Origin of the sequence: Haloarchaeobius amylolyticus (assembly GCF_042678045.1) — an archaeon.
In the GTDB taxonomy this organism is placed as follows: domain Archaea; phylum Halobacteriota; class Halobacteria; order Halobacteriales; family Natrialbaceae; genus Natrinema; species Natrinema amylolyticus_A.
The window spans coordinates 397,875-417,128 of sequence record NZ_JBHUDI010000011.1 but is presented as its reverse complement, the minus strand read 5'-3'; the positions used below and the strand labels follow the sequence as shown (position 1 = coordinate 417,128).

The following is a 19,254-nucleotide window of genomic DNA, read 5'->3' as shown; positions in this document are numbered from 1 at the left end:
AACTTCGATATTACGACATACAATGCCATCCATCGACGACGTCACGAACACGCCAGACGAACTGACCGACGACGAAGCCGAAGCGCTGCTCGAGGACGCCGACCTCGTCCAGGATATGACCGGCGAGGTCTGTCCCTACCCGCAGGTCGAGGCCAAGAAGGGGCTGCAGGACCTCGAGGCGGGCGAGTTGCTCGTCCAGGAGACCGATCACGTCCCCTGTACCGAGAACGTGCCCCGCGCCGTCGGCGACGACGCCGAGGCACAGGTCTGGCGCAGCGGCGACGCGACCTATCGTATCTACCTTCGAAAGCAAGCATGATCGAGGAGGAATCCACCGAGACGGTTCGCCGACGCCTCGAGCGTGACGAGGAGTTCGACTTGATCGACATCCGTGAGGACGAGGACTACGCCGACGGCCACCTCCCCGAGGCCGATCACGTCACCATCGAGGAACTCGAGGAGACCGTCGTCGACCGCGACTGGGCCGACGAGGTCGTCGTCTACTGTTACAGGGGCAACTCGTCGATCCAGGCCGCCCGGCTCATCGCGGAATACGGCAACGCCGAACGCGTCGTGAGTATGGCCGGTGGCTATCAGGACTGGGAGCCACTCGAGGCAGTGGCTGCCGACTAATCTGGCTATTACGGTGCTGGCGGCTCGCCGTCGTACGCGTCGTGGTCGCCGTAGAAGTTGCGCATCGCGAACTTGAGTTTGTCCGGTTCGATGTCGATCAGTTCCTCGCGTTCCTCGTGAGGGAAGATGCCGTTGACGCTGTACTTGCCGAGCTCCGGTTTCGCCCGCCGCGAGTAGCGTCGATCGAGCAGCGCACGGACGCCGACCTCCTCGGGTGAGCGAAGGACCCGCCCCAGCGCCTGTCTGGTCTTGCGAACCGTCGGAATCTCGACGGCGTAGCGCCAGCCGGTGTCGGTGCCGTCGAAGGCGGCGTCGTAGGCCTCCTGGACGGCCTCGGCTCGGTCGTCCAGATGTGGATACGGGACGCCGACGACCAGCACCGTGTGCGCGTCGTCACCGTCGAAGCTCACCCCCTCCGCGAGGGTTCCCCACAGCGACGTACACAACACGGCGCCGTCGTCCGCGGTGAACTGCTGGCGAAGGTCTTCGACGGACTGGCCGGGCTCGTCGACGTACACCGACCGGTCGCTCCGGCCCGCGATCCGATCGGCGTATCGGCTCGCCTCGCCGTAGTTGGGGAAGAAAGCGAGCGTGTTGCCGGGGGTCATTCGGACGGCGTCGTGGATCGTCTCGGTCACCGCCTCCTGAACCGCGGGATCGTCGCGATCCGACGAGAACAGCGGCGGTGTCTCGACGGCGTACGTGCGGCGGTTTGCCTCGGGGAAGCCGAGCCCGTAGGCCATCGTCACGGCGTCCTCGAGCCCCAGCACGTTCTCGGTGACCTCGAACGGCTGAATGGTCGCGCTCATCAGGACCGTCGCGTGGACCTCCTCGAACAGCCGGCCGGTCACCTGCCGCGGGAGACAGGTGTAGAGTTCCGCGCGGCCGTAGACCTCGTCGGTACCGGCGTCGCGCGTAACGGAGACGACCGGGTAGAGTCCCTCCTTCGAGCCCTCGTTCATCCACGCGCTGACGAAGGCCGCGGCCTGCAGCGTCTGACATTCCGTCCGCGTCGCGGTCTCGCCCTCCCGATACGCTTCCTCGTACTCCTTATCTAACTCCTGTCCCAGCTTCATCGCGGTCTCGAGGTCCTCGCTGATCCCCCGTCCGGAGTATCGCTGGAGGAACTCGAGAGTGAGGTCGTCCTTGCGGTCGTCGTTGGCGATGGGAACGTCGGTCCAGTTGTCGCCGATCTGCTCGCGTTCGCCGAAGCCAAAAGAGTCCTCGTAGGTCTCGACCAGTGCACGGTGAAAGGCCGAGAGGACGTTCGTGGCGTCGTCCGCGCGTGGATCGTCGGTGTCGGCGAGTTCGTCCAGCGCCGAGTCGAACGTCCGTTCGGAACAGGTCCGGGTGGCGTGCTCGCGGGCGGCGTCCTCGACGTTGTGAGCCTCGTCGAAGACGGCGATGACGTCCTCGGGGTCGCGACCCAGCCACCGGAAGAACTGCTCGCGAATCGTCGAATCGAGCAAATGGTGGTAGTTGCAGACGACCAGATCGACGCCCTCGATGCCTTCCTTCAGGAGTTCGTACCCGCACAACTGCTGTCGATCGGCGTACTCGTAGATCTCGTCGGGCGTGCGGACGTCCTCGAAGAGCCACCCGAAGAAGTCGTCCGTATCCTGGGTCAGGTTGTTCCGGTAGTAGTCACAGACGTTCTGCTCCTCGAGATCGGCGAGGCGCTCCTCGATGTTCTCGAGTTCGTCCATCACCGCCGACCGGGCGTCGGCCGCCGCGCCGTCGCCATCCTGGCTTTCGGCCAGCAGTTCGCGCTGGCGGCGCTCGAGTTGGGCGCGGTCGCGTTCGGCGTCGACGACGGCGCGGGTGTTGTCCCGCAGGGCCTGACACTCCTCGTAGCCGACGTCGATGTGACACATCGAGGACTTGCCCTTGAAGACGACCGCACGGATCGGCTCTTCGCGCGTGATCGCGCGCGCCTCGGCGACGAACTGGCGCATCTGCTGGTGGACGTTCGTCGTGATGACGACCGTCTTGTCCTGCTCACGAGCCACCTCGAGAGCCGGCACGAGCGACGAGAGGGTCTTGCCGGTCCCACAGGCACCCTCGAAGAGGACGTTCTGGCCCCGTGTGAGGGCGTTGTGGATGCGATCCATCGCCTCGCGCTGATTCTCGTACGGCCGGTCGTACGGGAAAAAGCGCAGGTACCCGGTCTCGGACACAGTCCATGAGTGGTTCGCGCTGCGATAAAAACGTTCGTCTCGATTCGGCAGCCGGCACGGCCTATCGACCGCCGGCCAGCAACCGCGCGGTACAGGGCCATATATCTCGAGGCACTGACTCCGGTATGGCAATCCCTGGATACGATGCCAGTACCGTCGCAGAATATACTCTCGAGCACGCGGGTGCCCGCGTCGATCTCGTAGCGAACGTGGTTCCGGAGGCGTTTGGCCTCGCCCAGAGCGACAGCGAACCGCCGTCGACTGCGCTGGGCGAGCCGGTCGACCTCGTGGCGTGCGACGAGCTTCGAGCGGTCGAAGCGCTCCGGCTCGTGCTCGACTACGATCCGACGGCCCTGCCGCCGGGTGCGAGTCCGACCGACGTCGCGGTCGCCGTCGAGACCGGGGACGAGTGGCAGCGACTCCACTCGGCGGTGGATCTCGAGGACACGACGGTCACTGCAGTGCTCAACGAGCAGCCGCCGGGATCGACGGTTGTCGCCGTCTACGACGATCGTGGCGAAGAAACCGGCGAGTAGCGGGCCGATCGGCTACGTTTCGGGCTCGATGTAGATGCGCTGGATCTGGTCGTCGTGGGCTTTCAGGGCGCGCTCGAGTTCGGTGATGCGATCGTCGACCGTCTCAGCGTCGAGAGTGGACTCGAACGCCACGTCGGCAGTGACGAGCAGTTCTTCTGCCCCGAAGTAGACGGTTCGGAAGTCGATGAGTTCGGTGACGCCGTCCCACTCCCTGACGATCGCCCGTAGTTCGTCCTCGTCGGCTTTCGGGAGGCTCTCGCCGAGGATGAGCCGTTTGTTCTCCCAGGCGAGCGCGAGGGCAAAGCCCATCAGCATGAGTCCGATGACGAGGGCAGAGCCGGCGTCGTAGGCCGGATTGCCGGTAGTTCGCGTGAGGTAGATCCCGAACAGCGCGATGCCCGCGCCCGCGAGTGCGATGGTGTCTTCGGTAAGTGCCGTCAGAGTCGTCACGTCGCTGGTCTTCCGGAAGGCCTCGCGGAGGCTCGTCCAGCCGTACTCGTCCATCTGCCGGCTGATCCCCTGATAGGCCTTCCAGAGCGCGTAGGATTCGAAGGCGATCGCCCCGAGCAACACGGCGTAGTTGATGTAAACCGGATCGAACGTCTGGCCCAGCAGCGTGACATCCTCGCTGGCGCGGTGGACGCCACCCTCTTGCAGCGCACTGTAGCCGTGGCGGGCGCTCTCCCACCCAGCGATGCCAAAGAGCATGACGCTCACGAGCAGACTATAGAAGAATTGGGCCTTACCGTGGCCGAAGGGGTGGCTCCGGGTGGCTTCCTGTGCGCCGTACTTGATCCCGACCAACAGGAAGATCTGATTGCCCGTATCCGAAATCGAGTGATACGTCTCCGATAACATCGCGGGGCTGCCGGTCAACAGAAAGCCGCCGAACTTCAGTACCGCGATCGCACCGTTTGCGAACAGCGCGGCAAGCACGACGGAGGTGCTACTGGCCATCGCCGACGACTACGGAGGGGACTCCCAAAAGTGTAAGCCGTTCTAGAGCCGGCCACACCAGTCCCAGGTGGCGGAAACAGCATCGCGTCGCCCGAACCGCGAATGGCAGCGATCCCATCCGAAAGGAACCTGTCACTGACGGACGAAAGACGACCATGATCGCGATCTTCTCGGACACGCACAGTCGACAGGACCACGAACTCGAGGGGGCGGCCCTGACCGCGGCCCGCGAAGCCGACGTCGTCGTCCACGCGGGCGATTTCACGAGCGAGGCCGCACTCGAGGCGTTCCAGGGAGAGTGTGACCGCTTCTTCGCGGTCCACGGGAACGCAGACAGCGCCGCAGTACGGGAGCGACTGCCGACGGCTCGCGTCGTCGAGGCGGGCGGCATTCGCATCGCCGTCACCCATCGGCAGGACGGCGGCGAAACCGGGCTCGCGATGTTCGGCCGCTCGCGCGGTGCGGACCTCGTCGTCTTCGGTCACAGCCACCGCCCGACGGTCGTCGAGACCGCAGATGTCACGCTGCTCAATCCCGGCAGCCACGCCGATCCGCGTGGGAACCGGCCGGGGTTTGCCGTCCTCGAGGAACGCGACGATGGCGCTCTCGAAGGGACGATCCGACAGCCGGACGGGACACCGATCGAGTCGTTCGAGATTCGACCGGTATAACACGAAGGGACAAGACGGACTCCGAACGCGGATGCGACAGCAAGCGATTCGGACTGGTGGGCAACGCCAGCGGGGAGCGACTCGAGGGCGATGTCAGAGGGTGCCGGCCGTCACGACGAACGAGTCAGACGGAGGCGTCGCACGGCCGGTGTGTCGCAGCGCAGGCGACAGGCCTCGAGCTCGCGGTCGCCACGGCGGGCGTGTCACCTGACTCGAGGCCTACCTGACCGAACGGGCCGCGTCACGTTATAGTCGGCGCAAGCTGAAATTCCGATTTTAGTTACTGTTGTGGCGACACGGATACAACCGGTCGAGGTCGAAACGGTTAACCACAGTGACAGTGTAGCGGCCGCGTATGCTCGATTCCATCATCGGTCTCCTCCCCGACGATCCCGTGATCATCGCGGTCGTCGCCATTTTGCTGTCGCTGGTCTTTTTCGCGTATCTCCTCTTGCGCCGGACCGTCCTCGAGTTCCGCGATGGGATGCGCGGCGAACGCTGAGATGGGCTGCTGTCACTGGTTCCCGGCACACCCTGGGACAGGTCGCAGGTGCGCCGGCACTGACTGAGAGGTGCCCGTATGAAACGAGGCGACTCTCCGCATCACGAACCGTTTTTTCCTTCCCCTCCCAATACCGGAGCATGGATCCACGCATTCGGGAACACGCCGAGATCATCGCCAACCACTCGGTCGATCTGGAGGAGGGCGACAACGTCATCATCGACGCCCACCCGGTCGCCGAGGACCTAGTCGTCGCACTCCACGAAGTGATCGGCGATCAGGGGGCAAACCCCGTGACCACGAGTCAGCGAACGGGCAAGCGCAGCCAGCGGGCCTTCCTGCGGGCGTCCGACGGCGAGTTCGAGACGCCCGAGCACGAACGCGCGCTCGTCGAGCACAGCGACGTCTACATCGCGATCCGGGCCAGCGACAACGTCACCCAGACCAGCGACGTCGACCCCGAGATCAGCGCGGCCTATCAGCAGGCCCACCGCCCCATCCTGAACGAACGCCTCTCGAAACGCTGGTGTCTCACGCAGTTCCCCGCGCCCGCCAACGCCCAGCTCGCGGAGATGAGCACCGAAGGCTACGAGAACTTCGTCTGGGATGCCGTCAACAAAGACTGGGAGGCCCAGCGCGAACACCAGGAGCACATGGTCGAGATCATGGACCCCGCCGACGAGGTTCGCATCGTCAGCGGCGACACGACCGACGTGACGATGTCCGTCGACGGCAATCCGACGCTGAACGATCACGGCGAACACAACCTCCCCGGCGGCGAGGTCTTTACTGCACCACAGCCCGACAGCGTCGAGGGCGAGGTCCTGTTCGACATGCCGCTGTACCATCAGGGCCGCGAGATCACGGACGTCTACCTCGAGTTCGAGGGTGGCGAGGTCGTCTCCCACTCGGCGGCGAAAAACGAGGACGTCCTGACGGAGGTCCTCAATACCGACGACGGTGCACGCCGGCTGGGCGAGCTCGGCATTGGGATGAACCGCGACATCGACCAGTTCACGTACAACATGCTCTTCGACGAGAAGATGGGCGACACCGTCCACATGGCCGTCGGCCGGGCCTACGACGACACCGTCGGCGAGGACAACGAGCAAAACGATTCGGCGGTCCACGTCGACATGATCGTCGACATGAGCGACGATTCGTTCATCGAGGTCGACGGCGAAGTCGTCCAGCGCGACGGGACGTTCCGGTTTGAGGACGGCTTCGAAGAGTAACAACGCGACACATTCCGTTCTCGAGGGAGTTTCATCGAAGCGGTTTCACGAGAGAATCGTGCCGCGAAGCCGATCGGTCGCCATCGGGCGGCTTTATACCTCTGAAACGCCGATCACAGGTATGGCAATACTCGTCGCGTACGACGGCTCCGCACCCGCACAGAAGGCAGTCGAACACGCGTTCACCACGTATCCCGACGAGGAGATCGTCCTGCTACGCGTCGTCGAAGCGGCCGACGGCTCGACGGGTGCCGGAATCATGGCCGCACAGGAAATGCTTCGAGACCGCGAAGAGGAAGTCTCCAAGGAACTCCCCGAGGAGATCAAAGAGATCGTCAGCGATCCCGACATCGACTTTCGGACCGAAACCGCCGTTGGCAAGCCCGCACGCGAGGTCGTCCGCTTCGCGGAAGAAAACGACGTCGACCACATCATCATCGGTAGCCACGGCCGGTCCGGGCTCTCGCGGGTCCTGCTCGGCAGCGTCGCGGAGAAGATCGTCCGTCGTGCGCCCGTCCCGGTGACCGTCTTCCGGTGATCTGACGCAGGTCTCGAGGCAGCCCCAATCATACGGTCTACTGTCAGTCAGTGCCGGTGCAACCGCGACTGCCCTGCAGTTGCACCGGTAAATCGTGACAGCAAACCGTATCAATCGTCGGTGAGGGCCGCAACCATCCCCGAGACGACGCCCAGTTCGTCCTCGTTGATGCCGTGGCCCATCCCCTCGTAGAGGCGTTTCGTCACGTCGGCGTTCATCGACTCGAGGACGGCCGCCGTCTCGTGGACGCGCTCTTCGGGGATGTGGGGGTCGACGTCGCTACAGCCCAAAAAGACCGGCGTTCCCTCGAGATCGCCGGGATACTCGTCGTCCAGCTGTTCGCCGATGAGTCCTCCACTGAGCGCGGCCAATCCGCCGTATCGGCGGGGGTTGCGCGCGAGGTATTCGCTGGCAAGACAGGCCCCCTGCGAGAAGCCGATCAGCATGACTCGCTCGGTCGGGATACCGGCGTCGTTCGCCGCGTCGATCGCGTCGCTGATCGCCTGCAGGCCCGAACTGCGGCCCGGCTCGTTTCGCTCGACGGGCGCGAGAAACGAGTTCGGGTACCAGGTCCGACGGGCCGCCTGTGGGGCGAGGGCGGCGACGCCGTCCTGATAGACCTCGTCAGCCAACTGGAGCATTCCACGAGCGGTCGCACCGCGGCCGTGGGTGAGTACGAGTGCCGCCTCGGCGTCCTCGAGATCGGTCCCACTGGTAGCGAGTTGCTGGCCCTGATGGGGGCCGTCGACGCGCCCGTCGCCGCTCATTCGAGGCCACCGACGCCGGCGCTGGCGTCGGGCAGGTCGTGTTCGACGACCTCGAGCCCGACAGCCTCGATCGCACCACGGAGGTGCTCGTCTTTGGCGTACTCGGCCCCATCTTCCTCGCGGAGTTCCTGGGCTTTCGCTAGCACTTCTCCCCGGCGATCGTCGGGGATCTCGTACTTGTCCGTCGAGAGTTCGATCACGAGGCCGTTGTTGTCGCGGGTGTAGATCGAGTGGAAGATGCCCCGGTCGAAGACGTTGTAGCTGTGGCCGGCGTCCTCGAGTGCGTCCATTGTGTCCTCGTACTCGTCGGGGTCGATGCTGAAACAGAGGTGGTGGACGGCGCCGACGCCGGCACGCTGGCCGCGGGCGGACGGGCGGTCGTCGTTGACGAAGAAGGTCAGGATGCGGCCATCACCCGTATCGAAGAACAGGTGGGTCTGGGAGGGATCGTCGAGGTTCGGCTGGCGGAGTACCAGCGGCATGCCAAGCAAGTCCTGGTAGAACTCGATCGTGTCCTCCTCGTTGGATCCCCAGATGGTGATGTGGTCGGTTCCCGTCGTGTGGACGGGGCTGTCGGGCAGTTCGTGCGTGACTGGAGTGGGTGCGTCGTGGGACATATGGGATCGGGTCGTGTGAGTGGGATTGGGCCGTTCGAGTCGGTTGTCGGCGCGATTACTCCGCGACGTGCTCGCCGAAGACGCGCGTGGCGTCGTCGGGCACGTCGAAGTCGTGGTAGTGTTCGCCTTTTACAGTCGAAAGGATGTTGAGTGCTGCGGCGGCGCCGTCACCGACGGCGATGGCGGCCTGCCACTCCTCGGGGCGGACCATCGCGCCGGTCGCGTAGACGCCCTCGACGCTCGTCTCCATCTCGACGCCAACGTCGACGGTGTCATCGTCGGCAAACGTACAGCCGAGGTCGTCGGCGAGCTCTCGGTTCGCGCCGGTCGCGAGCACGACGAAGTCGGCGTCGTACTCGCCAGCGGCGTCGACGGCTTCTTTTCGCGGGCGCTGCCCGCTCGAATGGTCCGCGGAGCGAAGCTCCGCGCGATCGCCGTCTGCTCGTTGCGTCTCCGACGCAACGCTGGTCTCGACGAGGAAGCCGTCACCGGACTCGGTGACGGCAGTCACTTCCTCGTCCTGTCGGCGGTCGACGCCAAAGTCGTCCACCTGCTGGCGGGCCGTCGCCATGAACTCGCTGCCGCCGACCGAGCCGATCCCGAGGTAGTTGAAGAGGTGGGCCTTGTGCATCCACGTCTCGTCGGTGTCGAACACCGTCGTCTCGAGGCCGTTTTTCGCGGTGAACAGCGCCGCACTCAGTCCGGCAGGGCCGCCGCCGACAACAATCACCGAGACATCGTCCGCAGTCGTTTCGTCGCTCATGTAGTTACACAATGTTACCGCAGGGATATCAACCCAGCAGCAACCCTGGAGCAACCACGTGACACCGGTGTTAGTAGCCCTAGAGAATTGCTACATGAGTGCTGGTAACAAAATACATAGCTTGCCCATGCAGGCTCAACCCCTTCGCGTAGCTCGTGCATACCGTCACATCCCACAGGAGAACGACCGGCGGACGGCTCAGCTGCCGTGCCTTCGGCGCGGACCGTCGATCACCGACGGCCGTTCGCCAGTGATGGCCCGGTGACAGCTTGCTCGAGGGCCATTCACGATACACCAACGGAGACATCTATGAAAACCAGCCTCGAAGTGGAGTACTGGGTCGTTGACGATGACGGCGAACTCGTCCCACCCGACACACTGCTCGACGTCTCGGAGCAGGTCGATCCCGAGTTCGTCGAGCCGATGCTCGAGATCAAGACAACCCCGTGTGAGTCGATAGCCGAGCTCCGCGAGGAGCTACTCGGCCGGATCGGACGCGTCGTCGACGCGGCACACGACCAGCACAAGCGGCTCGTCCCGCTGGCGACACCGCTGTCCGCCTCACCCGCCGACATCCCCTACCGCGAGAAGGACAGTACCGACCTCCAGCGGCGGATCGTCGGGCCGACGTTCGACGATGCCCGTTTCTGTGCCGGGACACACGTCCACTTCGAACAGTCGAACGTCGTCGACCAGCTCAATACCCTGACCGCGATCGACCCGGCCTTCGCGCTCGTCAACAGCGCTGCACACTATCGCGGCGAACGCATCCTCGAGTGTGCCCGACCGTTCCTCTACCGTCGTTCGTGCTACGAGACCTGCCCCGAACAGGGCCAGCTCTGGCCCTACGTCGACAGCGTCGCCGAGTGGGAGCAGCGACTCGCGGACGCCTACGACTCGTTCCGGGAACGCGCGCTCGAGCGCGGCGTCGATCGAACCACCTTCGAAGCCGAATTCAGCCCGTACGACGCGGTCTGGAACCCGGTTCGACTGCGATCCGCGATGCCCACGGTCGAGTGGCGCTCGCCCGACACAGCCCTGCCGAGTCAGGTGCTACAACTCGCAGAAGCAGTCCGATCGATCGTCTCGCAAGCAGACGCCAACGGGACGGTCGTCGCCGGCTCAGCGGCGACCACCGATTCGGACACAGCCGTCGACTCGAGAGGGGCCGGCGACCCGCTTGCCCTTCCCGCGTTCGACCGCGTCGAGTCGGTCACCGACGCGGCGATCTACGATGGACTCGACGGCACGGGGGTCCGACGCTATCTGCGCGGACTCGGGTTCACGCCGTCGGCGTACAACCCCCTCGCCGACCGCATGCCCGACTCGCGGCTCACCGAGGGGCAGGCACGGAACCTGCGGCTCCGAGCCGCCGATCGGCTCGAGGCCGACCTCGAGCGCCGCCGCGTTCGCGTTTCCTAAACCGGGCCGAGAACGAGGAGCGTCGGCACGGCAACGACGGCGAGTCCCTGGCGAAGCGTCAGCCCGCGAGCCGCAGCGACGGCGTGGGCCCACAGATACCCCGACCAGAGCGTACAGCCCACACCGACGACGGTCGTCGCCGCGAACGGCGGATCAAATCCGGGCGGCGACGCGTAGATCCGCGCCGGGATCGTGACCCCGATTCGCCAGATTTCGGTCGGGGTCGACGGAAAGGCGACGAACAGCGCGACGAGTGTGACGCCGCTCGCGAGAAGTTGGGGAACGAACCCCCAGGCGACGAGACTGGTCGTGCGGTCAAACCCAGATTCGGTCGCGATCGGCCACGAGAGCAGGTAAAACAGCGCCGCGAACGCGATCCAGGCGACCAAGGGTACCGCAAGCACCGCCGCGAGCAGCACGCCGACGATCCCGGGGATGGACACCGCCCAGTCGGCTGTGACATACTGGATCGGTGGAAACGCATCGAAGACGACCTCGTCGGGGATCACCGGCGACTCGAGCAAGGAGAGCACCGGCGGAATCACTCCCAGACACGCCGCGCCGGTCGCGATGAGCACGCCGACCGACTGTGAAAGCGCGGGCGCTTCGGCGTCGAAAAACGCCGCCGGATCGACGAGGAGTTTCCGCAGGCGGCCACCCATACGGTCGTATTGGTTGCTCGACTCTTGAGGGTTTGTGCTCGAGGGCCGGGCACGATGGGATTTGAACGACGCCGTCGGCTCGCTACGCTCGCCGCCGTCTAATTCAAATCCCATCTCAATGTTCTGCTGTCGCTCACGAAGTGTTCGCGACAGCAAGCGGGCACGATGGGATTTGAACCCACGACCGTCGGATTAGAAGTCCGACGCTCTTTCCGGACTGAGCTACGTGCCCTCGAGTCAGCATCCACGATGGAACAGTATAAGCAATTGGGATTCCGGCGGCCAGTACCCGACGCGAGCCGGCGAATCGTCCGAAAAGAGAAGCAGGTTACGAGCGCATCGCCGATGTCACTGCCCGGCGTCAGAACTCGACCTCGGACTCGTCGTCGCTCTCGTTTTCGGTGGCAGAGTCAGCGTCTGACTCGTTGCTCGAGTCGGCATCCCCGTCATCGGACTCGGTGCCCAGCTCGTCGTCGGACTCGTTGTCCAGTCCGTCGTCGGATTCGTTCCCGAGTCCACCGCCGTCGGACTCGTTGTCCTCGGGTTCGTCGGCACCGAAGCCACTGGACTCGTCGGATCCATCGCTCGTTCCGCTCGACTCGTCGCCCGACGTTTCGTCACTGGATTCACCGCTGTCCATACAACCCGCCACTGCAGCGGCCAGTCCAGTGCCGACGCCAGCTGTGAATCGACGCCTGTCGATGAGCTTGTCTGTCATGATACGGCACCTGTCTCTGTTCCGGACAGCCACATAACGGCGTATCTCCGTTTCAGCGATCAATCGGGGTTTGCTCGAATTATGCAGAATTCGGACGATTGAGCGAAATGCGACAGTCGAACGAGTCGTTTCCACGTGAGAAATCGATCGATAACGGACGCATAAGTCACCTCGACTCGAGCGGAACTGGATCCGACCAGACGCCGCTCGAGAGCCACATCGACCCGAGTTGCAAGGCAGTAAAATCGGGAATAAAACCGTTGCAGCGACCCGGTGGACGGCAGTCAAGGGCCGCGATCGATGCGAGCGGCGAACACAGCGTTTATGCACGTCTCGCCGGTACGTTCCCTCGATGCACGTCATCGGAACGGTGGGACTGCCCGGCAGCGGCAAGGGCGAGGCCGCCACCGTCGCACGCGAAGACGGAATCCCGGTGGTGACGATGGGCGACGTCGTCCGCCAGGAGACGGCTGACCGCGGGCTCGATCCCGCGAAAGACCACGGGACGGTCGCACAGGCGCTGCGCGAGGAAAACGGCCCGGCAGCGATCGCCGAGCGGTCGCTGCCGATGATCGAAGACCGCCTCGAGACCCACGAGACGGTGCTGGTCGACGGCATCCGCTCGGATGTCGAGGTCGACGTCTTCGAAGACGAGTTCGGCGATGCGTTCACGCTGGTCAGCATCGAAGCCCCCTTCGAGGTGCGGGCCGAGCGGATCGACGACCGCGGACGGGACGCAAGCGCCGCCGAGGGCGGCGAGGATCTGGCTGCCCGCGACGAGCGCGAGCGCGGCTTCGGGATGGACGACGCGATGGAGCGGGCCGACGTCGTCGTCGAGAACACCGACTCGCTCGAGGCGTTCCACGACCGAATTCGGTCGCTCATCCGCGGGACCGACGACGAGAAACGTGCGGAGGCCGAAGCCGACCCATGAGCGAGATCTACCGCGTCGACGTCGAGGTGACGGCACCGGTCTACGACACCGAGGTGACGAGTCGCGTGATCGATGCCGTGGCAAACATCTTCCCGAACGCCGACATCGAGGAGGAGTTCGGCGAGGTCAGAGCCGAGGCCCACGCGATGGATCACTTCTCTGAGCTGCTCCACCGCCAGGAGATCCTCGACACCGCCCGCGGCGAGTTCTTTTCGAATCGCGACGGCGATACCTTCAGCTTCGCGCTGAAAAAGCAGGCTGCCTTCGAGGACCGCGTCAATTTCTCGGTCGGCGAGCCCGACGAACTCGGCGAGATCGCCGTTCGGGTCCGGGTCGACGAGCCGAGCCTCGAGGAGTACATCGACCACATCGCCCCGCCGACCGAGGACGGCCGGCCGGTCGATGCGTAATACGGTCCCCTGCAACTGGTTACCGGCGCACCCGCGTGGCGGGTCGTGGATGCACGAGGACTGACTGGGGACCGTACCAGAGGCGTCGACCCCACAGTGTCAGCAAACGAATGAAGCGCCACTCGTCACAGAGATCGCGATCGAGGACGTCGTCACCGCCCTCCCGGACGCGATCGATTCGGCGACGACCGGCTCGTCCGACTAGTCGGTACAGTTCCGAACCGCCTCGAGTTCGGTTTCACCCTTAGACTGGTAGGTTCTGGCAGCTGGATCGCCGTCGGCTGCGGCTGCTGCCCCGTCCGCGAACGCCGCGGCCGCCTCGGTGAGATGGCGATTCTGACAGATTGCCGTCTCGAAGTAGTCGGCGAGCCCCTCCGGAGCCTCCGCGCGCCCGTCTTCGAGTTGGCTCAGCGATGTCGCAAACGTCGTTTCGGCGGTTTCGAACTCGTCCTGTGCGGCCTCGTACTCGCCGTCGTCGACGTGTGACTGCCCGTGCTCGAGCGCGCCGTAGCCCTCGTCGTCGTCGATCGTCATGTCGTAGGCCCCAGCGAGTGTCTCCAGCGACGTTACCACATCACCGAGGGTGGCCGCGCCGTCCTCGAGGTCGGCGAGCTCGATCCCGGCGAGATCGGCGAGTCGCTCATCGTCGATTTCCGTAATCGTCGCGTCCACCTGCGTGTGACGGTGGCTCGCGTCACTGATTTTCGTGTAGCGGGCATCGACGATCCCGTTTGCCTTCTCGAGGTCGCCTTCCTCCTCGAGTGCCGCGTTGACGGCGTCGATGTCGTCGGCGATCGTCTCGTCGGTGACGGTGACGGTCACCGACAGGAGGCCGTCGAGCGCGTCCGCATACGAGCGAAGCGTCTCCACGTCGGCGGCCCGGTCGTCGCCCAGTTCGGTCTCGGCCGTCTCGAGGTGCTCGCGAGCCGCGTCGAGGTGGGCTCGCGGCTCGGTCGGATCGAACTCGACCTCCTCGGGGTTCTCGAGGCCCTCGAGGTCGTTCAGTGACTGTGCGGCCTTGTTCAGTCTGCCCGCAGCGCGGTCGAGCGCGCGCTGGCCCGTGCGATCGCTGACCTCGACGTCGCTTCCCTCCGACGACCCGGGAAGACCATCGAGACAGCCTGCAAGCGACGCGATGAGTCCTGTGCTCACACCGGCTGCGCCGGTGCGGGCGAGATACTGCCGACGGTTCATTTCTACAGGACGGTTCGTCTAGAGTGATATTAACGTAGTGCAACAGAACTGGTACGTTACGATATCGGTCTCGAGACAGCCGTCGGTAGTGGCCGCAGAGAACGGAAAACGATCAGAACGGGCCCATGCCACCCATGCCACCACCGCCACCGCCGCCTTGCTGTTGCATCTGTTGCATCATGCGCTGCATCTCCTTGTCGGAGCCCATGCCCTGGAACTGCTTGATGGTCTTCTCCATCATCTTGTACTGCTGGAGCAGTTCCCGGACCTGCTCCTCGCTGGTGCCCGAGCCGCGGGCGATGCGTTCGATCTGGCTCGCGCCGATGGCCTTGGGGTATTCCTTTTCGGCCTCGGTCATCGAGTCCATGATCACGCTGAAGGTGCGCATGCGCTCCTGGGTGACGTCCATCGCGTCGTCGGGCAACTGGTCTTTGATCCCGCCACCGAAGCCGGGGATCATATCCAGCACCTGATCGAGGGGACCCATGTTGTTCATCGCCTCCATCTGCTTTTGCATGTCGTTCAGGGTGAACTGCCCCTGCAACATGTCCTCGGGGTCCCAGTCGTCTTCCTCGATCTCGGTCTGCTCCATCGCGCGCTCGACGCGCTCGGCGAGCTGGCTGAGATCGCCCATCCCAAGCAGCCGCGAGATGAAGCCGTCGGGCTCGAAGCGCTCGATGTCCTGAACCTCCTCGCCAGTCCCGAGGAAGGCGATCGAGGAGTCGGTCTGGTCGACAGCCGTCAGCGCACCGCCACCTTTCGCCGTCCCGTCGAGTTTCGTGATGACGACGCCGTCGATGCCGATCGACTCGTCGAACTGCTGGGACTGATCCTTCGCACCCTGCCCGATCGCGGCGTCCAAGACGAGCAAAGAGGTGTCTGGCTCGACGACGTCCTCGATGTCCTCGATCTCGTCGATCAGATCGTCCTCGAGGGCGTGGCGACCCGCCGTGTCCACGATGTGGACGTCGGCCTCGCTGGTCTCTTCCAGGCCTTTCCGGGCAATTTCGACCGGATCGTCGGCGTCGGGGTTGCCGTAGAAGTCGACCTCCGCGCGCTCGGTCATCTCCTTGGCCTGCTGGTAGGCACCGGGCCGGAAGGTGTCGGTCTGGATGACGGCGGGACGGAGTCCCTTCGTCGAGAACCACCAAGCCATCTTCGCGGCGGAGGTCGTTTTACCAGAGCCCTGTAGCCCCGCCAGCAGGATCGTCTGTTCCTCGAGGGGCAACTCGGTCGATTCGCCGATGAGATCGACCAGCTCCTCGTAGACGATGCGGAGGACGAAGTCCCGCGCGGGGGTGCCGGCGGGGGGTTCTTCCTCGAGTGCGCGTTCTTTGATGTTGTCCGACAGCTCCATCACGAGCGAGACGTCGACGTCGGCGGAGAGCAGCGATCGCTGGATCTCCTTGACGATCTCCTCGATGTCTTCCTCGCTGAGTCGCGACTTCCCGCGGAGCTTGTCCAAGGTGCCCCGCAGAGAACTCCCGAGATCGTCGAGTACCATTTGCTCCGTCTACGGGGCGATGGCGTTAAAGGCTTTTTCTACAGCCGATCGGACGGATCGGCCACGACGGCGGTTCGGACGGCGTCGGTGAGTATTTCATGCGACCGCGACAACGTTCGCATATGAGTTCCGACGCAGACGTAGACCCCTCCGAGTACGAGGCGCTCGCGGACGCGGACGTGACCATGCGCCAAAACGAGCACGGCCTCCACATCGCCGACGACGAGGTGACCGGCGTCTCGAGCCAGGGACAGACGCCCGAGGAAGCCATCGCCAACCTCGCGGCGGCGGTCGAGTCGTACACGGAAGCGACCGCGGACGATCCGGGCGACGACTGGCTGTAAGCCGCTCCAATCGGTGGAGCCAGTAGCGGCATGTGAATAGCAGGCGCCCGTTTTAGGCAGCCGTCCGTGGTCAGGGCCGGTATGGAGACATACGACATCGTCGTCCTCGGCGGCGGCTCGGGCAGCCAGGTCGCCACCGCAGCGGCCGATCAGGGCCTCGAGTCGGCCGTCGTCGAACCCGGCCCGCTCGGGGGCGCGTGTATCACACGCGGCTGTGTCCCCTCGAAGGCGCTCATCCACCGGGCAGACGTGATCGAGGCCGTCCGAACTGCCGAGGCGTTCGGCATCGGCGCGCAGGTAACGGATATCGACTACGGCGAGATCACGGCCGCGATCCACGACACGGTCTACGAGAAGGCAGAAAAGAAGGCTGCAGGCCTGCGAGCCGACGACCACGTCACCCTCTACCGCGGCGAGGGTCGGTTCGTCGACGATCGCACGATCGAGATCGATCCGAGCGACGAGACGAGGGAACCGGAGCGCATCCACGGCGAAACCGTCATTATTGCCGTCGGCGGCCGACCAATGGAGCCGCCGATCGACGGCCTCGAGAACGTCGACTACCGTACGAGCGACGACGTGCTCTTCCTCGACGAACAGCCCGACGAGCTGGTGATCGTCGGCGGCGGCTACATCGGGGCCGAACTGGGCTACGTCTTCGGCGCGCTCGGGACCGACGTGTCGATCGTCGGCCGGAGCGATCGACTCGTCCCCCGCGAAGACGACGCCGTCAGTACCGTCGTGACCGACTCGCTCGCAACCCACTGCGACGTGTATACGGGCTACGAAGCGGCCGCAGTCGCCGAGGGCGACGGCGGCGTCACCGTGACCGCCGAACCGACGGACGACGAGCGCGACGCTGATCCCGTCGAACTCAGGGGCGACGACCTCCTGCTCGCGACCGGCCGCCGACCGAACACCGACACGCTCGACCTCGAGACGACGGGAGTCGAGACCGACGAGACGGGCGCTGTCGAGACCGACGAGTTCCTGAAGACGACCGCGGACGGGATCTGGGCGCTGGGCGACGCGGTCGGCGCGCCGCCGTTCAAGCACGCTGCCGATTACGAAACCCGTGTCGTCACGGAAAACGTCCTCGAGGAGAGCCAGCGAGCCGTCGACTACGAGGCGATGCCCCACGCGGTCTTTACCGATCCGCGGGTCGCCAGCGTGGGCCGGACGGAAGCCGATCTCGCGGCCGAGGGTCGCGAGTACGAGGCCGTCACCGTCCCGTACGGGGCCGCACCGCTGGGGATGATCCTCGAGGCCGACGACGGCTTCGTGAAGGCGATCGCGGGACCGAACGACGAGATCCTGGGCTGTCACATCGTCGGCCCGCAGGCGTCGACGCTGCTTCACGAGGTGGTCGTCGCGATGGACGGCGGCGGCACCGTCGACGACGTCGCGGAGCCGATCCACGTCCATCCCGCGCTGAACGAAGTCGTGTACGCGGCGTTCGACGAACTCTCGGACGCGGAGTACTCGACGGCTCCGGACTGGCGGGACGTGAGCGACGGGTAGCAGCCCCTTACGGACGCGGGCGGGTGAGGCTTAACAGCCGAGAGAGTCAAGTGCCGCTATGACCTCGATCGCCGAGTTTACCCTCGCGCCGACTGACTTCCCCCTCGGTCGGGTCTTCGAGGACAGGCCCGACGTGACGCTGGACCTCGACCGCGTCGTCCCGAGCGGCGACACGGTCATGCCGTACTTCTGGGTACAGGACCCGGATCGGGAGCTGGAATCGATCCTGCAGGTCTTCGAGGGACTGCCGGAGCTGCGCTCGGCGGTGCTCATGGAGGATCTGGGCGATCGGGGGCTGTTTCGAGCCGAGTGGAAGCCGGAGTACATGGGGATCATGCGGGCGATCGCGGAGACCGGCGTCACGGTCGTCTCCGCGACCGGCACCAGAACGGGCTGGCTGTTCGAACTCCGCGCTGGCAGTGTCGATCGCTTCTCGGCGTTCAAACGGTACTGTGAGGACCACGGCATCGAGGTGACGCTCAGTCGGCTCAACCGGCTCTCCGAAATGACGACTGGGGCCGAGTACGGTCTCACGGCTGAACAGCGCGAGGCGCTGTTGCTAGCCTACGACCAGGGGTACTACAGCGACACGCGCGAGACAGATCTGAAAGCCCTCGCCGAACAACTCGGAATCACCCGGCAGGCGTTCTCGTCCCGGCTCAGACGCGGGTATCGGAACCTCATCGAGGGAACCATCGCCCGGAACTCACAGACTGGCGAGTGAGCATATAAGTGAATTACATAGGTAAGACAGTGACTCACCAGTCCGCCCCGAGTACGTCCTGCCAATGGAAACGAGCGAGCAGCGAAGCACCGACACGGCCGGGCGGTACGAACTCTCGAGCGGCGAACCGATCAGCACGGGCGTCGTGATGGCGATCGCTGCCGCGTCGGACGCCGAGCCGGTACCGACCGCCGACGCCACCGAGGGGACGCCGGTTCTCGAGCCGCTGTATACCGTCGTCGATCCCGACGCGCTCGACGCGCTCTTCGCGGCCGACGGCTCCGGAACGGCCGGACCCAAACGGGTGACGTTCTTTTACCACGGGTACGAGGTCACGGTCACCGAGAGCCGACAGGTCTGTCTCGAGCGACTCGAGCGGCCGGCCGGCGACGTCGCCGAGTAGCAGACGAACGACTGACGCGGGC

The 19,254-nt window shown here is 65.0% G+C and carries 23 protein-coding genes and 1 tRNA gene; 14 read left to right on the top strand and 10 right to left on the bottom strand.

What is annotated here, in order from left to right:
• The first annotated feature begins 22 nt into the window (after positions 1-22).
• Both ACFR99_RS18165 and ACFR99_RS18160 read left to right on the top strand, forming a co-directional pair.
• Complete coding sequence (locus tag ACFR99_RS18165; protein ID WP_390290466.1) at positions 23-319, top strand: sulfurtransferase TusA family protein; 297 nt, start codon at positions 23-25, stop codon at positions 317-319.
• The gene (locus ACFR99_RS18160; RefSeq protein ID WP_390290464.1) at positions 316-633 is read left to right on the top strand and encodes a rhodanese-like domain-containing protein; all 318 of its coding nucleotides are present in this window, start codon (positions 316-318) and stop codon (positions 631-633) included. The genes ACFR99_RS18165 and ACFR99_RS18160 overlap by 4 nt, the downstream gene beginning before the upstream one ends.
• 8 nt (positions 634-641) lie before the next feature.
• Here ACFR99_RS18160 and ACFR99_RS18155 read toward each other — a convergent pair whose 3' ends face one another.
• Positions 642-2,810 carry an ATP-dependent DNA helicase gene (locus tag ACFR99_RS18155; RefSeq protein ID WP_390290461.1) on the bottom strand — a complete coding sequence of 723 codons (2,169 nt, stop codon included), beginning with the start codon at positions 2,808-2,810 and terminating at the stop codon, positions 642-644.
• 125 nt (positions 2,811-2,935) lie between these two features.
• Between ACFR99_RS18155 and ACFR99_RS18150 the strand changes: the two genes are divergently transcribed.
• Complete coding sequence (locus tag ACFR99_RS18150; RefSeq protein WP_390290459.1) at positions 2,936-3,346, top strand: hypothetical protein; 411 nt, start codon at positions 2,936-2,938, stop codon at positions 3,344-3,346.
• Positions 3,347-3,358: 12 nt separating this feature from the next.
• On the opposite strand, the gene ACFR99_RS18145 is transcribed toward ACFR99_RS18150, so the two are convergent.
• Positions 3,359-4,303: a cation diffusion facilitator family transporter gene (locus ACFR99_RS18145; RefSeq protein WP_390290457.1), complete on the bottom strand. Its 945-nt coding sequence runs from the start codon at positions 4,301-4,303 to the stop codon at positions 3,359-3,361.
• Positions 4,304-4,458: 155 nt separating this feature from the next.
• Here ACFR99_RS18145 and ACFR99_RS18140 point away from each other — a divergent pair, with 155 nt between their 5' ends.
• The 4 genes from ACFR99_RS18140 (at position 4,459) to ACFR99_RS18125 (ending at position 7,249) form a co-directional block, all read left to right on the top strand.
• Positions 4,459-4,974: a metallophosphoesterase gene (locus tag ACFR99_RS18140; protein ID WP_390290454.1), complete on the top strand. Its 516-nt coding sequence runs from the start codon at positions 4,459-4,461 to the stop codon at positions 4,972-4,974.
• Positions 4,975-5,329: 355 nt separating this feature from the next.
• Positions 5,330-5,476: a DUF7859 family protein gene (locus tag ACFR99_RS18135; protein WP_171052285.1), complete on the top strand. Its 147-nt coding sequence runs from the start codon at positions 5,330-5,332 to the stop codon at positions 5,474-5,476.
• Between the two features lie 140 nt (positions 5,477-5,616).
• Positions 5,617-6,711, top strand: a complete 1,095-nt coding sequence (locus ACFR99_RS18130) for an aminopeptidase (protein WP_390290451.1) — start codon at positions 5,617-5,619, stop codon at positions 6,709-6,711.
• A gap of 121 nt (positions 6,712-6,832) precedes the next feature.
• Complete coding sequence (locus ACFR99_RS18125) at positions 6,833-7,249, top strand: universal stress protein (RefSeq protein ID WP_390290448.1); 417 nt, start codon at positions 6,833-6,835, stop codon at positions 7,247-7,249.
• A 110-nt stretch (positions 7,250-7,359) separates the two neighbouring features.
• Here ACFR99_RS18125 and ACFR99_RS18120 read toward each other — a convergent pair whose 3' ends face one another.
• From ACFR99_RS18120 to ACFR99_RS18110, 3 genes are read right to left on the bottom strand one after another with little or no spacing between them, the layout of a single operon-like run.
• Positions 7,360-8,016 carry an alpha/beta hydrolase gene (locus ACFR99_RS18120; RefSeq protein WP_390290445.1) on the bottom strand — a complete coding sequence of 219 codons (657 nt, stop codon included), beginning with the start codon at positions 8,014-8,016 and terminating at the stop codon, positions 7,360-7,362.
• Positions 8,013-8,633: a VOC family protein gene (locus ACFR99_RS18115; RefSeq protein WP_390290442.1), complete on the bottom strand. Its 621-nt coding sequence runs from the start codon at positions 8,631-8,633 to the stop codon at positions 8,013-8,015. Before ACFR99_RS18115 ends, ACFR99_RS18120 begins: the two co-directional genes overlap by 4 nt.
• Before the next feature lie 55 nt (positions 8,634-8,688).
• Positions 8,689-9,396, bottom strand: a complete 708-nt coding sequence (locus ACFR99_RS18110) for an NAD(P)/FAD-dependent oxidoreductase (protein ID WP_390290439.1) — start codon at positions 9,394-9,396, stop codon at positions 8,689-8,691.
• Between the two features lie 309 nt (positions 9,397-9,705).
• Here ACFR99_RS18110 and ACFR99_RS18105 point away from each other — a divergent pair, with 309 nt between their 5' ends.
• Positions 9,706-10,818 (top strand): glutamate-cysteine ligase family protein, encoded by a 1,113-nt coding sequence (locus ACFR99_RS18105; RefSeq protein WP_390290436.1) that lies wholly within the window; start codon positions 9,706-9,708, stop codon positions 10,816-10,818.
• Here ACFR99_RS18105 and ACFR99_RS18100 read toward each other — a convergent pair.
• The 3 genes from ACFR99_RS18100 to ACFR99_RS18090 all read right to left on the bottom strand — a co-directional run bounded on the left by ACFR99_RS18100 (position 10,815) and on the right by ACFR99_RS18090 (position 12,198).
• Complete coding sequence (locus tag ACFR99_RS18100; RefSeq protein ID WP_390290433.1) at positions 10,815-11,480, bottom strand: YIP1 family protein; 666 nt, start codon at positions 11,478-11,480, stop codon at positions 10,815-10,817. The two genes, ACFR99_RS18105 and ACFR99_RS18100, sit on opposite strands and share 4 nt — an antisense overlap.
• A gap of 157 nt (positions 11,481-11,637) precedes the next feature.
• Positions 11,638-11,712, bottom strand: a tRNA-Arg gene (locus ACFR99_RS18095).
• Positions 11,713-11,841: 129 nt separating this feature from the next.
• Positions 11,842-12,198 (bottom strand): hypothetical protein, encoded by a 357-nt coding sequence (locus ACFR99_RS18090; protein WP_390290431.1) that lies wholly within the window; start codon positions 12,196-12,198, stop codon positions 11,842-11,844.
• Positions 12,199-12,550: 352 nt separating this feature from the next.
• Between ACFR99_RS18090 and ACFR99_RS18085 the strand changes: the two genes are divergently transcribed.
• Both ACFR99_RS18085 and ACFR99_RS18080 read left to right on the top strand, forming a co-directional pair.
• The gene (locus ACFR99_RS18085) at positions 12,551-13,132 is read left to right on the top strand and encodes an AAA family ATPase (protein WP_390290428.1); all 582 of its coding nucleotides are present in this window, start codon (positions 12,551-12,553) and stop codon (positions 13,130-13,132) included.
• The gene (locus ACFR99_RS18080; protein ID WP_390290426.1) at positions 13,129-13,542 is read left to right on the top strand and encodes an RNA-binding domain-containing protein; all 414 of its coding nucleotides are present in this window, start codon (positions 13,129-13,131) and stop codon (positions 13,540-13,542) included. The genes ACFR99_RS18085 and ACFR99_RS18080 overlap by 4 nt, the downstream gene beginning before the upstream one ends.
• 201 nt (positions 13,543-13,743) lie before the next feature.
• Here the strand turns inward: ACFR99_RS18080 and ACFR99_RS18075 are convergent, their stop codons facing one another.
• Positions 13,744-14,736, bottom strand: coding sequence for a hypothetical protein (locus ACFR99_RS18075; RefSeq protein ID WP_390290423.1), 993 nt, complete (start codon positions 14,734-14,736; stop codon positions 13,744-13,746).
• Positions 14,737-14,848: 112 nt separating this feature from the next.
• Positions 14,849-16,240 carry a signal recognition particle protein Srp54 gene (locus tag ACFR99_RS18070; protein ID WP_390290420.1) on the bottom strand — a complete coding sequence of 464 codons (1,392 nt, stop codon included), beginning with the start codon at positions 16,238-16,240 and terminating at the stop codon, positions 14,849-14,851.
• Positions 16,241-16,362: 122 nt separating this feature from the next.
• Here ACFR99_RS18070 and ACFR99_RS18065 point away from each other — a divergent pair, with 122 nt between their 5' ends.
• The 4 genes from ACFR99_RS18065 (at position 16,363) to ACFR99_RS18050 (ending at position 19,232) form a co-directional block, all read left to right on the top strand.
• The gene (locus tag ACFR99_RS18065; RefSeq protein WP_390290418.1) at positions 16,363-16,584 is read left to right on the top strand and encodes a type II toxin-antitoxin system HicB family antitoxin; all 222 of its coding nucleotides are present in this window, start codon (positions 16,363-16,365) and stop codon (positions 16,582-16,584) included.
• 81 nt (positions 16,585-16,665) lie between these two features.
• The gene (locus ACFR99_RS18060) at positions 16,666-18,105 is read left to right on the top strand and encodes a dihydrolipoyl dehydrogenase (RefSeq protein ID WP_390290415.1); all 1,440 of its coding nucleotides are present in this window, start codon (positions 16,666-16,668) and stop codon (positions 18,103-18,105) included.
• Between the two features lie 58 nt (positions 18,106-18,163).
• Entirely contained in the window at positions 18,164-18,829 is a 666-nt protein-coding gene (locus tag ACFR99_RS18055; protein WP_390290412.1) for a helix-turn-helix domain-containing protein, read from the top strand.
• A gap of 64 nt (positions 18,830-18,893) precedes the next feature.
• Positions 18,894-19,232 (top strand): HalOD1 output domain-containing protein, encoded by a 339-nt coding sequence (locus ACFR99_RS18050; RefSeq protein ID WP_390290409.1) that lies wholly within the window; start codon positions 18,894-18,896, stop codon positions 19,230-19,232.
• Positions 19,233-19,254 lie beyond the last annotated feature (22 nt).